This window comes from Streptomyces sp. NBC_00461, assembly GCF_036013935.1.
In the GTDB taxonomy this organism is placed as follows: domain Bacteria; phylum Actinomycetota; class Actinomycetes; order Streptomycetales; family Streptomycetaceae; genus Streptomyces.
Map to the genome: position 1 here is coordinate 7232267 of NZ_CP107902.1, position 15079 is coordinate 7247345.

A 15079-nucleotide genomic window follows, 5' to 3' on the forward strand; every position below is an offset into this window, starting at 1 on the left:
GACCCTGGGTCTCCCATGATCCACCCAGAGTGAGGAGCCTGTATGCGTCGTCCCTTTGTCCGTGCGCTGGCCCGGCCGCTGGTCCTTGCGGCCGCAGCGACCGCAATACCGTTGCTCTCCACCGCCTCTGTGGCCGCCGACAGCGTGGTCATAGGGAGTTTCCCGATCGACGTGTCAGCGAGCCCGTGGACGGTGGCGCTGTCCAGCCGTGACCGGTTCGGGGGTACGCGTGCGGGGCAGTTCTGCGGCGGTGTGGCCATCGACGCCACGACCGTGCTCACCGCGGCCCACTGCATGAGCGAGGACGTCCTGGGCGCGCCGTCGAAGCGCGTCACCGACCTGAAGGTCATCGTCAATCGTACGGACCTGCTGTCGAAGCACGGCCAGGAGATCCCGGTACGCGACATCCGGGTGAATCCCGACTACGACAGTGCCAACAACGCCGAGGACTTCGCCATGCTCACCCTCGCCGAACCGCTGCCGCGCAGTTCAGTCATCGGGATGGCGTCCTCCGACGATCCTGCCTACAAGCCCGGCACGAGCGCCATGGTCACCGGGTGGGGAGACCTCACGGGCGGCGGCGACTATGCGCGCAGTCTGCGGGCCACCCGCTTGCACGTGCTGCCCGACGCCAGGTGCGCGGAGGCGTATCCGGGCGGTATCGACGGCACGTATCTCCCGAAAAGCATGCTGTGCGCCGGGGAGGCGGGAGGCGGCCATGACGCCTGCCAGGGGGACAGCGGCGGCCCCCTCGTCGCCCAGGGGAAACTGATCGGGCTCGTGTCCTGGGGCAGCGGCTGCGGTCGTGCGGGTAGCCCCGGCGTCTATACGCGCGTCTCCGAGGCCGTACGGGCCCTGGGACGGAGCGGTGGTGGAAGTACGCCTGGCAGGGGTGCTGACGGGGGCTGAGCGGCCTCTCGGGTACGAGTGCGGGCGGTGCGGTCCCTGAAAACAGGGGCCGCACCGCCCGTATACCGGCCTGTGCCGGAGCTGGCTCGTCGGGTATGCGAGGTATCAGCGCTCTTCTTCGGACGCGGATTCGGGAACGGTCGTCAGCCGCTCCGTCTCGTCCTGTATCTCAGCGGCGATCTTCTTGAGTTCCGGCTCGAACTTGCGGCCGTGGTGGGCGCAGAAGAGCAGTTCTCCGCCGCTGAGCAGCACAACGCGCACGTAGGCCTGTGCACCGCAGCGGTCGCAGCGATCGGCGGCCGTCAGTGGGCTCGCGGGGGTCAGAACAGTAGTCACGTCGCCTCTTCTCTAGCTCGACGAGCTGTCGTACCAGGGTCAACATCCAACCAGCCCCAAAACGTTCCCGCCCGGGGCTTTTCCTCGAAAAAATCTCTCGAGGCCGGCTGTCTGCTGCCGGTTGGCGGCGAATGTGCCGTATTGCGTGTCTTTGTGTCTTACGGGTTCGCGCAGTTTGTCAACGTCAGGTCCTCCCGGCTGGCTTGCCGGTTGTTCATGAGGACGTGCCCGGAGCCTAAATGGTTCATGCCTGGAAGGGAACGTGATATGTACTTCACTCCATCGAGGGATCGAACAAGTATACGACCCTGGTCTACTCTTAACTTCACACGAGGGTGGCGTTACAACCGCTCTACCAGGCCTCGGTACCCTCTTGACGGCAACCGAAGCCGAGCCCTTACCCACAAGGGCCCCACCTGAAATTCAGCGAGGAGCGAACCGCGTGACCGCCGAGACGTCCGTGCCGTCCACAGCGCTGCTGGCAGGAGCAGACCGGGACGGTTCCAACTACACCGCGCGGCACCTGCTCGTCCTCGAGGGGCTTGAGGCCGTGCGCAAGCGCCCGGGCATGTACATCGGGTCGACCGACAGCCGTGGTCTGATGCACTGCCTGTGGGAGATCATCGACAACTCCGTGGACGAAGCCCTCGGGAGTTACTGCGACCACATCGAGGTGATCCTTCACGACGACGGCTCGGTGGAGGTCCGGGACAACGGCCGGGGCATCCCGGTCGACGTAGAGCCCAAGACGGGTCTGTCCGGCGTCGAGGTCGTCATGACCAAGCTGCACGCAGGCGGCAAGTTCGGCGGCGGCTCGTACGCCGCCTCGGGCGGTCTGCACGGTGTCGGCGCCTCCGTGGTGAACGCCCTGTCGGCCCGCCTGGACGTCGAGGTGGACCGCGGTGGCCACACCCACGCCATCAGCTTCCGGCGCGGTGTGCCGGGTGCCTTCGCGGCCAGCGGCCCCGATGCCAAGTTCGAAACCGGCGGGCTGCGCAAGACCAAGAGGATCCCCAAGACTCGCAGCGGCACGCGCGTGCGTTACTGGGCCGACCGCCAGATCTTCCTCAAGGACGCCAAGCTCTCCCTGGAGAACCTCCACCAGCGCGCCCGTCAGACGGCGTTCCTGGTGCCCGGCCTGACCATCGTCGTCCGCGACGAGTTGGGTCTCGGCGAGGGCGGCAGCAAGGGCGAGGAGTCCTTCCGCTTCGACGGCGGTATCAGCGAGTTCTGCGAGTACCTGGCCACCGACAAACCGGTGAACGACGTCCTCCGCTTCTCCGGCCAGGGCAGCTTCAAGGAGACCGTCCCGGTCCTGGACGACCACGGCCAGATGACGCCCACCGAGGTCACCCGCGAACTCGCCGTCGACGTCGCGATGCGCTGGGGCACCGGCTACGACACGAACCTGAAGTCGTTCGTCAACATCATCGCCACCCCCAAGGGGGGCACTCACGTCGCCGGCTTCGAGCAGGCGGTCGCCAAGACGATGAACGAGGTGCTGCGCGCGAAGAAGCTGCTGCGCGTCGCCGAGGACGACATCGTCAAGGACGACGCACTGGAGGGGCTCACGGCGGTTGTCACCGTCCGTCTCGCCGAGCCGCAGTTCGAGGGCCAGACCAAGGAGGTCCTCGGCACCTCGGCGGCCCGCCGCATCGTGAACACCGTGATCTCGAAGGAGCTCAAGGCGTTCCTGACGTCCACGAAGCGGGACGCGGCCGCCCAGGCGCGCGTGGTCATGGAGAAGGCGGTCGCCGCGGCCCGCACGCGTATCGCGGCGCGTCAGCACAAGGACGCACAGCGCCGGAAGACGGCTCTGGAGTCCTCGTCACTGCCGGCCAAGCTCGCGGACTGCCGCAGTGACGACGTGGACCGCAGCGAGCTGTTCATCGTCGAGGGAGACTCCGCGCTCGGCACGGCCAAACTGGCCCGGAACTCCGAGTTCCAGGCGTTGCTGCCGATCCGCGGCAAGATCCTCAACGTCCAGAAGTCGTCCGTGACCGACATGCTCAAGAACGTCGAGTGCGGCGCGATCATCCAGGTCATAGGAGCGGGTTCCGGGCGAACGTTCGACATTGACGCGGCCCGCTACGGCAAGATCATCATGATGACCGACGCCGACGTGGACGGCTCGCACATCCGGACCCTGCTGCTGACCCTGTTCCACCGCTACATGCGGCCCATGGTCGAGGCGGGCCGGGTGTTCGCCGCGGTGCCGCCGCTGCACCGCATCGAGATCGTCCAGCCGAAGAAGGGGCAGGACAAGTACGTCTACACGTACTCGGACCGTGAGCTGCGCGACAAGCTGCTCGAGTTCCAGAGCAAGGGCGTCCGGTACAAGGACTCCATCCAGCGCTACAAGGGTCTCGGTGAGATGGACGCCGACCAGCTGGCCGAGACGACGATGGACCCGCGCCACCGCACTCTGCGCCGGATCAACCTGTCCGACCTGGACTCCGCCGAGCAGGTCTTCGATCTGTTGATGGGCAACGACGTGGCACCGCGCAAGGAGTTCATCTCCAGCTCGGCGGCGACGCTGGACCGGTCGCGCATCGACGCGTAGCCGCTGCGCTCGGCCTGGCGGGGGCTGGGCGGGGCGGGGATAGCGGGCTGGGCCTGGGGGCGGAGATCGGCTGGCTCGGCCCCGAGATGCAGCGCTCGCTCGATGGGCCCTGGCTCGGGCGGCCGGCGTTGATTGGGTCAGGTGTCCGGCCAGGGCTTTGGGGTCTTATGCCGCGCCCCGGCTTGGGGCGAGGGGCCGGCGGCCTGGGCTGGCCTTGTCCCGGGCTGGGCGCTGAGCGCTGACCTCGGCAGAAGGATTGCCGGGTGCCGGGTGAGGGGCAGGTTGGCAGCCAGGGCCAGGGCAGGGCCAGTGCCGGGGCCGGGGCCGGGGCAGGGACCGGGCCAGCGGGTGGGCTCCACCCGTGGGTGGATGCCTCGGCGGGGTGCGGATCCACCCACGATCCACCCCAGCTCCGATCTGCTGACCTGCGAATCTCCGTAGCGTCGAAGGCGTCGACAGCACTCGCTGTCGATCCCTTTCCTCGCTCACGGAGGCTCTGATGTCCGGGCTTGTCAACGGGCTCGCGATCGCGGCCGTCGTCGTCCTGGTGGTCGTACGGCAGTTCCGGGCCCAGCAGATCGGCACCGGCCGACGCTGGTGGCTCCTGCCCGCGATCCTTGCGGTCGTGGCGCTGCGCGAGCCCGGCATCGTCGACGCCCACCACCGCGTCGAGTCGATCGCCCTGCTCGGCATCGAACTGCTCATCGGTCTTGCCACAGGGGCCGCTTGGGCCTGGACGACCCGAATATGGGCCGAGCCGGACGGCACCGTGTGGAGCAAGAGCACCAAGGCGAGCGTGACCGTCTGGATCGTCGGCATCGCCCTGCGCGCCGGCCTCTTCGCTCTGGGCGCCGCCGTCGGCGTGCACCAGGACAGCTCCGCCCTGCTCATCGCCCTCGCGGCCACCCTCCTGGTCCGCTCCGGCATCCTGGTCTGGCGGGCCCAGTCGACCGCTCCCGCGGTGGGTGCGACCACGGCGTACGGTGACCACATGGCCCGCCCTGCGCGGAAGGAGCCTGTGTGACGCGGAGCGCGTGGATGCGCTGGCCCTCGCGGGAGGCACTCGGCCGGGAGGGACTCACCCGGCCCCGGCGCCTGCTCGCCCGGGCCGTACGGCTACTGGTCCTCGGCATGCTGCTCTGGGGAGTCTTCAGCAGCGATCATGTGCACGGCTGGAAGGCGGTCGTGGGCGGCGGAGTGGTGCTCGTGGCGGCATTCCTTGCCTGGGCCTTCTTCCGCTGCACGTTTCGGCACCGGCTGTGGCCCTCCCTGGGGTCGCTCGCACTGTTGCAGGGCATCGCGATGCTGGCCCAGTCCTCGGACTTCCGGGTTCCTGCACTCGTCATGTGGTGCGGGTGCGCGGTCGCCTCGCTGGAGCGGCTGCCCTTGGCGGCCGGTCTGCCCGCCGCCGGGGTGGCACTCGGCCTGTACGGGGTTGTCAACAACGACAACCTGCTGACGACAGCCGTCACCGGTGTCGGTCTCGCCCTCGCGGGCTACACCGTGCGCCTCGACGCCGAGGCGCGGGGAAACGCTCAGCGGTTGCTCACCCAGGAGAGGGCCGCCCGGGCCGCCGAAGCGGAGTCGGCGGCGCTCGCGGAGCGGGCCCGGATCGCGCGGGAGATCCACGACGTACTGGCACACAGCCTCTCGGCGCAGCTCGTGCACCTGGAGGCGGCCCGGCTGCTGATCGAGCGGGGCGTCGACCGGGAGCAGATCCTGGAGCGTGTGGTGGCGGCGCGGGGCATGGCTCGCGCCGGTCTCGACGAGACGCGGCACGCCCTGTCCGCGCTGCGCGGCGAGCTCACTCCGCTGGAGGACTTCCTCGCGCAGCTCGTCGGTGCGACGGCCGGAGCCGAGATCACCATTACGGGTGAGCGCACGCAGCTGCCGGCCGAGGCGTCGCAGGCCGTACGCAGGGTCGCTCAGGAAGCCCTGACGAACGTCCGCAAGCATGCGCCCGGGGCCAAGGTGCAACTGAGGCTGGACTACAGCGACCAGCAAGTGACGCTGGACGTACGGGACTCCGGAGGCCCACCGGGCGAACTCGCCGGGGCAGGCGGCGGGTACGGTCTGCTGGGCATGCGCGAGCGCGCCGAGCTGCTGGGCGGCTCGCTGGAAGCCGGGCCGGACGAGGAGGGGTTCGTGGTGACGCTGAAGGTGCCCGTATGACGGAAGGGGCGGAGACGCGGCCCGCGCGCGTGGTCGTCGCGGACGACCAGACCGTCGTGCGTGAGGGCATCGTGATGCTGCTGGGCCTGCTGCCCGGGATCGAGGTGGTCGGCGCCGCGGGCGACGGGGACGAGGCGGTGCAGCTTGTCGCCGAGCTCGCCCCGGACGTGGTGCTGATGGACCTGCGTATGCCCCGCTGTGACGGTGTGGAGGCGACCCGGCGCATTCGTGCCGAGCACCCCGGGACGCAAGTCGTGGTGCTCACGACGTACGCGGACGACGAGTCCTTGTTCCCGGCGTTGCGGGCGGGGGCACGGGGTTATCTCACCAAGGACGCGGGAGGGGACGAGATCGTACGGGCCGTGCAGAGTGTGCTGTCCGGGGACGCGGGGCTGTCGCCCAGCATCCAACGGCGGTTGCTGGAGCGGCTGTCCGATCCGGAGCCGCCGCCGGCGACCATCATGGAGGCGCCGGACGGGCTCACAGCACGGGAGACGGAGGTGCTGCTGCTGATCGCCGAAGGCCTCAGTAACCAGGAAATCGCCCGGAAGCTGCATGTCTCCACCGCGACCGTGAAGACCCACATCAACAACCTCTTCGCCAAGACCGGGCTCAAGGATCGCGCCCAGGCGGTGCGTTACGCGTATGCGAAGGGGCTTGCGCGGCCGCCGGTGGGGTGAGTCACCTGATGGGGTGAAGAGCGAGGAGAAGAAGAGTCAGGGATCTTCCCGTTCTGTCCATCCTTGGGCATGCAGTCAAGCAATGGCCGTCCTCGCGGAGGCGGGGGTGGCGGCGATGGTTCGGCCGAGCACCGCGAGGACCACGAGACGTCCTTCGCCGAGGCGCCCGGGGGCGTGAGATACGACGACCCGTGGTACGACGCACTTGCCTCCGGATGGGGCGAGTTGGACGGCCTCGGCGGACAGGTGCCGGTGCCCGAGGCCGGTTCTGAGCGGCGGGCGGGCGAAGACGGGGCAGCCGTTGCGGCCGAGGTCTATCTCGAGGTGCAGCGCAGCGCGGCGTTCCAGGAAGTGCGCAGCCGGTACCGCAGGTTCGTGGTGCCGGGAGTCATCGTCTTCTTCGTCTGGTATCTGGGGTACGTGGTGACCGCCACCAGCGCACCCGGGTTGATGGCGCATCCCGTGGCGGGCGCCGTGAACGTGGCGATGCTCGCGGGGCTCGGGCAGTTCCTCACGACGTTCCTGTTCGCATGGGCATACGCCCGGCATGCGCGGCTGCGCAGGGACCGGGCCGCGCTCGAACTGCGCTGGGACACCCAGGAACTGACACGGGGCGTACGAGGTGGTGCGCTGTGACGGGCAACCACCAGACGCTGGCGCTGTTTCTGTTCAGCGCGTTCGTCGCCGTCACTCTGGCGATCACGACATGGGTGAGCCGCAACCGGCGTGGCTCGGCGGAGGAGTTCTATGCGGGCGGGCGCCTCTTCTCGCCCATGGAGAATGGTTTTGCCATCGCGGGCGACTACATGTCGGCCGCGTCCTTCCTCGGTGTCACCGGGCTCATCGCGCTCTTCGGATACGACGGGCTGCTGTATGTGGTCGGCTTCCTCGTCGCCTGGCTGCTGGTGCTCTTCCTCGTCGCCGAACTGGTGCGCAACTGCGGGCGGTTCACGCTGGCCGACGTGGTCGCGGCGCGGATGAGCGAGAGACCCGTTCGGATCGCGGCGGGAACTTCCTCGGTCACCGTGTCCGTTCTCTATCTGGTAGCGCAGATGGTGGGCGCGGGGAGCCTGGTCGCACTGCTGCTCGGGGGGACGAGCGGAGCCGCGCGAGCCTGGACCGTCATCGGCGTCGGCGCGCTCATGGTGATCTATGTGTCGTTGGGAGGGATGCGGGCCACCACCTGGATCCAGATCGTCAAGGCGGTTCTCCTGCTCGCCGGTACGGTGGCGCTGACCGTGCTCGTCCTGCTCCGGTTCCACGGCGACTTCGACCAACTGCTGCTGACGGCGGCCGAGCGCAGTGGTCACGGCGACGCGTTCCTGGCACCGGGACTCAAGTACGGCGGAGGCTGGACCGCCCGCTTCGACTTCATCAGCCTCGGGCTCGCCCTGGTGCTGGGCACGGCGGGGCTGCCGCACATCCTGTCCCGTTTCTACACGGTGCCCACGGCCCGGGCCGCCCGCCGCTCGGTGCTCTGGTCGATCGGGCTCATCGGCGGCTTCTACCTGATGACGATCGTCCTCGGCTTCGGCGCGGCCGCGATCGTGGGGCCGGAGGCGGTACGCGGGTCGAGCGCGGCCGGGAACACGGCGGTTCCGCTCCTGGCGCTCAACCTGGGCGGCGGAGCCGGTTCCACAGGAGGAACGGTTCTCTTTGCGATCGTCGCCGCCGTGGCCTTCGCCACCATCCTCGCGGTGGTCGCCGGAATCACACTCGCCTCCTCGGCGTCCGTGGCCCACGACCTGTATGCGTCGCTGCGGCGCCGCCACGCCAAGCCGCGCAGCGAGGTGGCCGTGGCGCGGATCGCCTCGGTCGGGATCGGCGTGGTCGCGATCGCCCTCGGCCTGCTGGCCCGTGACCTGAACGTCGCCTTCCTGGTGGGCCTCGCCTTTGCAGTCGCCGCGTCCGCGAATCTCCCGGTCCTGCTGTACTCGCTGTTCTGGCGCAACTTCACCACCCGCGGCGCCGTGTGGGCGGTTTACGGCGGGCTGATCCCCGCCTTGGGTCTTGTCATGTTGTCGCCGGTGGTCTCGGGCGGTCCGGAATCGCTGTTCCCGGGCGTCGACTTCCAGTACTTCCCGCTTCAGAACCCCGGCCTCGTGTCGATCCCGATGGGCTTCCTCGCCGGCTGGCTCGGTACGGTCACCTCCGCCGAGATCCCGGACGAGGCCAAGCACGCGGAGACCGAGGTGCGGGCGCTGACTGGAGCGGGAGCGGTGTAGGGACTGCCGCCCCCGTCGTCGTACGGCACAACGGGCTGCTGGTCGAGCGGCGGGGTGGCCCAAGTGGCTTCGGGTTACGGGGCCACCCATGCGTAGAGGTGTTCCGGGCGGCCTGTGTCGCCGTATTTCAGCGTGAGGCGGAGGCGGCCGGTCTGTTCGAGGTTGCGGAGGTAGCGCTGGGCGGTGGAGCGGCTCAGGCCGGTCTCGATGGCGACCTCGTGGGCGGAGAGCGGGTGGTCTGCGTGGTGCAGTACGCGGCATATGAGGTCGCTCGTCGGCTCCGACTGGCCGCTGGGCAGGCCCGGTGACGACGTGGCCGGGGCGGTGCGCAGCGCGCCGAAGATCCGGTCCACTTGGTCCTGGCCGGCGATGCCGCGGCCGCCGACCCGATCGACGGTGCGGCGCAGGGCGGCGTACGAGTCGAGGCGGGTGCGCAGGGCGGCGAAGGTGAACGGCTTGACCAGATAGTGCAGCGCTCCGAGGCGCATCGCGGCCTGCACGGTTGTCACGTCGCTGGCCGCGGTGATCATGATGACGTCCGTGCCGTGCCCCTGCTCCCGCATGCGGTGGACGAGATCGAGGCCCGTCTGGTCGGGCAGGTAGTGGTCGAGCAGGACCAGGTCGATGGACCCGCGCTGCACACTGGCCAGAGCCTGGGCAGCGCTGTGTGCGCGGGCGGCGACCCGGAAACCGGGAACCTTTCCCACGTACTTGGCGTTTATCTCGGCGACGCGGAAGTCGTCGTCCACGACCAGGACGTCAATCATCGGGCCTCTTTCTGTCAAGGCCAGGCGGGCCTCAGGCCCGTGTTCGGCTCCGCAGTTGTAGCGCGAGCAAAACGAGCACAACAGGCTGTTGCAAGCAAAAGAACGGCATGCGCTCACAAGGCTGCTGCCGTGCCCCTTGCCACACCTACCGTCCCCGGCCATGAGCGCAGACACCAGCCCCGCCATTCAGCTCCGGGGCGCGAGCAAGATCTTCAGGACCCCGTCGGGGGGTCTGCACACGGCCGTGAGGGAGCTGGACCTCACGGTCGGGCGCGGCGAGTTCGTCGCGGTCGTCGGCCCTACGGGCTGCGGTAAGTCGACCACGTTGACCCTGGTCAGCGGGTTGGAGGAACCCACCGAGGGTGAGGTCCTGGTCGCCGGTGAGCCGGTGAACGGCGTCGGCGACAAGGTCGGTTTCGTCTTCCAGCAGGACGCCACCTTCCCCTGGCGAACCGTCCTGTCCAACGTCATGGCGGGCCCGCGCTTCCGTGGCGTGCCCAAGGCGGAGGCGAAGCAGAAGGCGCGCGAATGGCTGGCCCGGGTCGGCCTCTCGGCCTTCGAGGACCGCTACCCGCACCAGCTCTCCGGCGGTCAGCGCAAGCGCGTCGCGCTCGCCGCGACCTTCGTCAACGACCCCGAGATCCTGCTCATGGACGAGCCCTTCTCGGCGCTCGACGTGCAGACCAGGGCGTTGATGTCGGACGAACTGCTGGAGCTGTGGGCCGGCACGGGCGCCTCCGTCGTGTTCGTCACGCACGACCTGGAGGAGTCGATCGCGCTGGCCGACAAGGTCGTCGTGATGACGGCCGGCCCCGCCACCGTCAAGCAGGTCTTCGACATCGACCTGCCCCGGCCGCGCAAGGTCGAGTCCGTGCGCCTGGAGGCGCGGTTCATCGAGATCTACCGCGAGATCTGGGAGTCCCTCGGCGAAGAGGTCCGGATCACCCGTGAGAGGGGTGCCGCCCATGTCGCCTGACGTCATGCCCGAGGCCCAGGTCGCGCCGGACGTGACCGAGCCAGGCAACAAGACGAACCGCGCACACTCACGCGCGCGTGCGGCCCGTAGACGCAAGATCGTCGTCAATGCCGCCCGGGTACTGCTTCTGGTCGCCGTCCTCGGTCTGTGGGAGGTGCTCGCCCGGACCAAGGTCATCGATCCGTTCAACTTCTCGATGCCCTCGAAGATCTGGGACCAGATCCACACCTGGGTGATGCACGGGACCGCCATCGGGTCCCTCGGCGAGCAGATCTGGTACACGCTGTACGAGGCGCTGCTCGGCTGGGTCCTCGGTGTGATCGCCGGTGTCGTGTTCGGCATCACGCTGGGGCGGATCACCTTCCTCGCCGATGTCCTTGGTCCATACATCAAGGTGCTCAACTCGATACCCAGGATCGTCCTCGCTCCGATCTTCATGATCTGGTTCGGCCTGGGCCCCGCCTCCAAGGTCGCGTCGGCCGTCGTCCTGGTCTTCTTCCCGGTCTTCTTCAACGCCTTCCAGGGCGCCCGCGAGGTCGACCGCAACCTCGTCGCGAACGCCCGGATCCTCGGCGCGAGCGACCGCAGGGTGACGCTTCAGGTAGTCGTGCCCTCCGCGACCTCGTGGATCTTCACCAGCCTCCACGTCAGCTTCGGCTTCGCCCTCATCGGCGCCATCGTCGGCGAGTACATCGGCGCGACCAAGGGCGTCGGCCTGCTCATCTCGCAGTCGCAGGGAACCTTCAACACGGCCGGTGTGTACGCGGCGATGGTCATCCTCGCCGTCGTGGCACTCGCCGCCGAGGGACTGCTGACCTTCGCCGAGCGCCGCATCTTCCGGTGGAAGCCGGCGGGTTCCGACAGCTGAACCCGGCCGAGCCGCCTCTCCTCCCGAGCCGCCTCTCCTGTCCTCTCCGCTCCCCGCACCGCCCTCTCACAAGGACGTGAACCCGTCATGCGCAAGCCCGTCAGATACACCACCCTGGCCGCCGCAGGTCTGCTCGCCCTCTCCTCCCTCACCGCCTGTGCCAACGACGCGGCCAGTACCGCGTCCAGCGGCTCCGGCAGCAAGGGGGACGGCAAGGGCACGAAGGTCAAGATCATGGTCGGCGGCCTGGACAAGGTGATCTACATGCCCGCGATGCTCACCCAGCGGCTCGGCTACTTCGACGCCGAGGGTCTCGACGTGGAGCTGCTGAGCGAGCCCGCCGGTGTCCAGGCCGAGACAGCGCTCGTCTCCGGGCAGGTCCAGGGGGCCGTCGGCTTCTACGACCACACCCTCGACCTGCAGACGAAGGGCAAGGCCATCGAGTCCGTCGTGCAGTTCTCGCATGCGCCCGGCGAGGTGGAGATCGTCTCCACGAAGGCGGCCGGCGACATCACGTCGCCCAAGGACTTCAAGGGCAAGAAGCTCGGCATCACCGGTCTCGGTTCGTCGACCGACTTCCTCACCAAGTACCTCGCCGTCAAGAACGGGGTGAAGGTCAGCGACTTCACGCCCGTCGCCGTCGGAGCGGGACCGACCTTCATCTCGGCGCTCCAGAGGGGTGCCATCGACGGGGGAATGACGACCGACCCGACCGTCGCCACGATCCTGGACAAGAAGGCGGGCAAGGTCCTCCTCGACATGCGGACTCCGGAGGGCTCCCAGGAGGCTCTCGGCGGTCCGTACCCGTCGTCAAGCCTGTACATGCAGACGGACTGGGTCAACAGTCACCGAGACACCGTCCAGAAGTTGGCCAATGCATTCGTCAAGACGCTCAAGTGGATGTCCACACACAGCTCCAGCCAGATCGCGGCGAAGATGCCCGCCGACTACTCGCAGGGCAACAAGCTCCTCTACGCCGCGGCCATCGAGAGCACGCTGCCGATGTTCACCGACGACGGCGTCATGCCCAAGGACGGCCCCGAGACCGTCGAGAAGGTGCTCAAGGCGTTCAACCCCAACATCAAGAACGCCAAGGTGGACCTGAGTAAGACGTTCACCACCGAGTTCGTGGAGAAGGCCGCGGGCTGAATCCGTATCCACCAGGAGGGTGCGGCCCCTTCCCCCGCCCCCACCGGCCGTGCCCTCAGGCGCGGGTCGCCCACACGTAACGGTGTTCAGGGCGGCCCGCGTCGCCGTACTTCAGGGTGAGCCGGGCCCGTCCGGTGCGTTCCAGGAGCTTGAGATAGCGCTGGGCGGTCTGGCGGCTCACACCCGTCCGGTCGGCGATCTCCTGGGCGGACAGCGGGCCTTCGGCGCCCATCAGGGACTGACGCACCAGCTCCGCGGTGGTGGGGGAGTGCCCCTTGGGCAGCCCCGGCTCCGAAGACGCCGACAGGGCGCCGAAGATGCGGTCCACCTCCGCCTGTTCCGCCTCGCCGCCGCCGTCGAGCGTGCGGCGCAACTGCGCGTACGCCTCCAGCTTGGCGCGCAGGCCCGCGAAGGCGAACGGCTTGACCAGGTACTGCAGCGCTCCGTGCCGCATCGCGGCCTGCACCGTCGCCACGTCGCGGGCCGCCGTCACCATGATCACGTCGGTCTGGTGGCCGCGGCGGCGCATCTCCTGGACCACCGCGAGGCCCGTGTCGTCGGGCAGATAGTGGTCCATGAGGACCAGATCCAGACGGGGCAGCGACTCCACCTGACGCAGTGCCTCGGCCGCGTTGTGCGCCTCGCCGGCGACGTGGAAGCCCGGCACTTTCTCGACGTAGGCGGCGTTGACCCGCGCGACTCTGGTGTCGTCGTCCACGACCAGGACCTCGATCATCGCGACTCCTCCTCGGCGGGCATGTCCGCGGTTGCGCTGAGGGCCGGCTCCAGCGCCGGCTCCAGCGTCGACTCCGTCTCGGTCAGCGCCTCCGGCAGGACGACGGTGAACTCCGCGCCGCCGCCGTGCGCCTCGTCGACCGAAACGCTGCCGCCCTGCCTCTCGGCGAGCCTGCGGACCATGGAGAGCCCGATGCCGCGCTTGCGGTGCGCGGGCGGCTCCTTCGTGGACCATCCGTCGGTGAAGACCAACTCGCGCTGCTCCGCAGGGATTCCGGGGCCCGTGTCGCGCACCCTGAGGACGGCGGTACGTCCCTCGGCGTGCAACTCGATCTCCACGCGCGCGTGGAGGGTGCCCGCGACCGCGTCGAGCGCGTTGTCCACCAGGTTCCCGACGATCGTGACGAGCCCCCTGGGATCGATCAGCCGGTCCGGGAGCTGTGTCCGGTCGGAGACCCAGAGGGCCACGCCGCGCTCTGCCGCGACGGTGGCCTTGCCGACCAGCAGCGCGGCGAGCAGCGGATCCTGGATCTTCTCCGTGACCTGCTCGGCGGTGGCCCGATGGTCGCCGACCACCTCACCGACGAAGTCCACGGCGTCGTCGTACATTTCCAGTTCGAGCAACCCCAGCAGCGTGTGCATGCGGTTGGCGTGCTCGTGGTCCTGGGCCCGCAGGGCGTCGATCAGGCCGCGCGTCGAGTCGAGTTCCCGGCCGAGTTGCTCCAGCTCGGTGCGGTCGCGCAGGGTGGCCACGGCGCCGCCGTCGTCGGTGGGCATGCGGTTGGCGACCAGGACGCGCTGCCCGCGGACGGTGAGCAGGTCGGTGCCCGTCACGCGCCCGCCCAGGATGTCGGCCGTACGTCCCTCGCCGAGCGCCTCGTCGGGGGAGCGGCCGAGGGCCTCGTCGTCGATGCTCAGCAGGCGATGCGCCTCGTCGTTGAGGAGGCGGATGCGGCCGGCGCGGTCCAGGGCGACGACGCCCTCCCGGATGCCGTGCAGCATCGCCTCGCGCTCCGCGAGCAGCGCCGAGATGTCCGAGAAAGCCAGGTCACGGGTCTGCCGCTGGACCCTCCGGGAGATCACCCAGGCGGCCAGCGCACCGACGGCCAGGGCGCCGCCGGCGTACGCGAGCAGTTCGGGGATCGCGCCGATGAGCTCGGCCCGCACGCTGTCGTACTTGATCCCGACCGAGACTGCCCCGATGATCTTGCCTTCGGAGTCCCGCAGAGGCACCTTGCCGCGGGCCGACCGGCCCAGGGTGCCCTTGTCGATTTCCATGACGTGCTTGCCGGCCAGGGCGTCGGTGGGGTCGGTGGAGACGATGTGGCCGATCTCCGACTCCGTGGGGTGCGACCAGCGAACCTTGTGCCGGTCCAGGACCACGACGTACTCGGCGTGGGTGGCGCGCCGGATCCGCTCGGCCTCCTTCTGCACCGGGCCGGTCCTGGTCGGCGGGGTGGTCAGTACCCCCTCGGCGATGTGTGGATCCTGGGCCGTCGTCTCGGCGATGGCCAGGGCGCGGCGCATCGCCTCGTTGTCCAGCTGCTTGCTCAGCGGGGCCAGGAACAGTCCGGTCGCGAGCACCGCGACCCCCGCGGCGATCACCACCTGCATCAGCAGTACCTGCGAGAACACCCGCTTCGGCAGGCCAAGGCGCAGGCGGCGTGCGGGGGGAGTGCGGCTCATACCCACGACGGTA

General features: G+C 69.1%; 14 protein-coding genes. 10 read left to right on the forward strand and 4 right to left on the reverse strand.

Annotation, left to right across the window (positions count from 1 at the left end):
- Nucleotides 1-42 precede the first annotated feature (42 nt).
- Nucleotides 43-909 carry a serine protease gene (locus OG870_RS33720; RefSeq protein WP_266522502.1) on the forward strand — a complete coding sequence of 289 codons (867 nt, stop codon included), beginning with the start codon at nt 43-45 and terminating at the stop codon, nt 907-909.
- Between the two features lie 105 nt (nt 910-1014).
- On the opposite strand, the gene OG870_RS33725 is transcribed toward OG870_RS33720, so the two are convergent.
- Entirely contained in the window at nt 1015-1245 is a 231-nt protein-coding gene (locus OG870_RS33725) for a DUF7455 domain-containing protein (protein ID WP_266522504.1), read from the reverse strand.
- Between the two features lie 442 nt (nt 1246-1687).
- Here OG870_RS33725 and OG870_RS33730 point away from each other — a divergent pair, with 442 nt between their 5' ends.
- The 6 genes from OG870_RS33730 (at nt 1688) to OG870_RS33755 (ending at nt 8885) form a co-directional block, all read left to right on the forward strand.
- Nucleotides 1688-3808 carry a DNA gyrase/topoisomerase IV subunit B gene (locus OG870_RS33730; protein WP_266522506.1) on the forward strand — a complete coding sequence of 707 codons (2121 nt, stop codon included), beginning with the start codon at nt 1688-1690 and terminating at the stop codon, nt 3806-3808.
- 499 nt (nt 3809-4307) lie between these two features.
- Nucleotides 4308-4832, forward strand: a complete 525-nt coding sequence (locus OG870_RS33735; protein ID WP_327691787.1) for a DUF1453 domain-containing protein — start codon at nt 4308-4310, stop codon at nt 4830-4832.
- Entirely contained in the window at nt 4829-5980 is a 1152-nt protein-coding gene (locus OG870_RS33740) for a sensor histidine kinase (RefSeq protein ID WP_266590414.1), read from the forward strand. The genes OG870_RS33735 and OG870_RS33740 overlap by 4 nt, the downstream gene beginning before the upstream one ends.
- Nucleotides 5977-6660 (forward strand): response regulator transcription factor, encoded by a 684-nt coding sequence (locus OG870_RS33745; protein WP_266522512.1) that lies wholly within the window; start codon nt 5977-5979, stop codon nt 6658-6660. The genes OG870_RS33740 and OG870_RS33745 overlap by 4 nt, the downstream gene beginning before the upstream one ends.
- A 69-nt stretch (nt 6661-6729) precedes the next feature.
- Nucleotides 6730-7296 carry a DUF485 domain-containing protein gene (locus tag OG870_RS33750; protein ID WP_266522515.1) on the forward strand — a complete coding sequence of 189 codons (567 nt, stop codon included), beginning with the start codon at nt 6730-6732 and terminating at the stop codon, nt 7294-7296.
- Nucleotides 7293-8885 carry a solute symporter family protein gene (locus OG870_RS33755; RefSeq protein ID WP_266522517.1) on the forward strand — a complete coding sequence of 531 codons (1593 nt, stop codon included), beginning with the start codon at nt 7293-7295 and terminating at the stop codon, nt 8883-8885. The genes OG870_RS33750 and OG870_RS33755 overlap by 4 nt, the downstream gene beginning before the upstream one ends.
- Nucleotides 8886-8959: 74 nt before the next feature.
- Here the strand turns inward: OG870_RS33755 and OG870_RS33760 are convergent, their stop codons facing one another.
- Nucleotides 8960-9652, reverse strand: coding sequence for a response regulator (locus OG870_RS33760; RefSeq protein WP_266590416.1), 693 nt, complete (start codon nt 9650-9652; stop codon nt 8960-8962).
- Between the two features lie 160 nt (nt 9653-9812).
- Between OG870_RS33760 and OG870_RS33765 the strand changes: the two genes are divergently transcribed.
- From OG870_RS33765 to OG870_RS33775, 3 genes are all read left to right on the forward strand, one after another.
- Complete coding sequence (locus OG870_RS33765) at nt 9813-10628, forward strand: ABC transporter ATP-binding protein (protein WP_266522521.1); 816 nt, start codon at nt 9813-9815, stop codon at nt 10626-10628.
- The gene (locus tag OG870_RS33770) at nt 10618-11496 is read left to right on the forward strand and encodes an ABC transporter permease (protein WP_266522523.1); all 879 of its coding nucleotides are present in this window, start codon (nt 10618-10620) and stop codon (nt 11494-11496) included. Before OG870_RS33765 ends, OG870_RS33770 begins: the two co-directional genes overlap by 11 nt.
- A gap of 87 nt (nt 11497-11583) precedes the next feature.
- Nucleotides 11584-12645, forward strand: a complete 1062-nt coding sequence (locus OG870_RS33775) for an ABC transporter substrate-binding protein (RefSeq protein WP_266522525.1) — start codon at nt 11584-11586, stop codon at nt 12643-12645.
- Between the two features lie 55 nt (nt 12646-12700).
- Here OG870_RS33775 and OG870_RS33780 read toward each other — a convergent pair whose 3' ends face one another.
- Complete coding sequence (locus tag OG870_RS33780; RefSeq protein ID WP_266522527.1) at nt 12701-13381, reverse strand: response regulator; 681 nt, start codon at nt 13379-13381, stop codon at nt 12701-12703.
- Entirely contained in the window at nt 13378-15066 is a 1689-nt protein-coding gene (locus OG870_RS33785; protein ID WP_266590418.1) for an ATP-binding protein, read from the reverse strand. Before OG870_RS33785 ends, OG870_RS33780 begins: the two co-directional genes overlap by 4 nt.
- Nucleotides 15067-15079 lie beyond the last annotated feature (13 nt).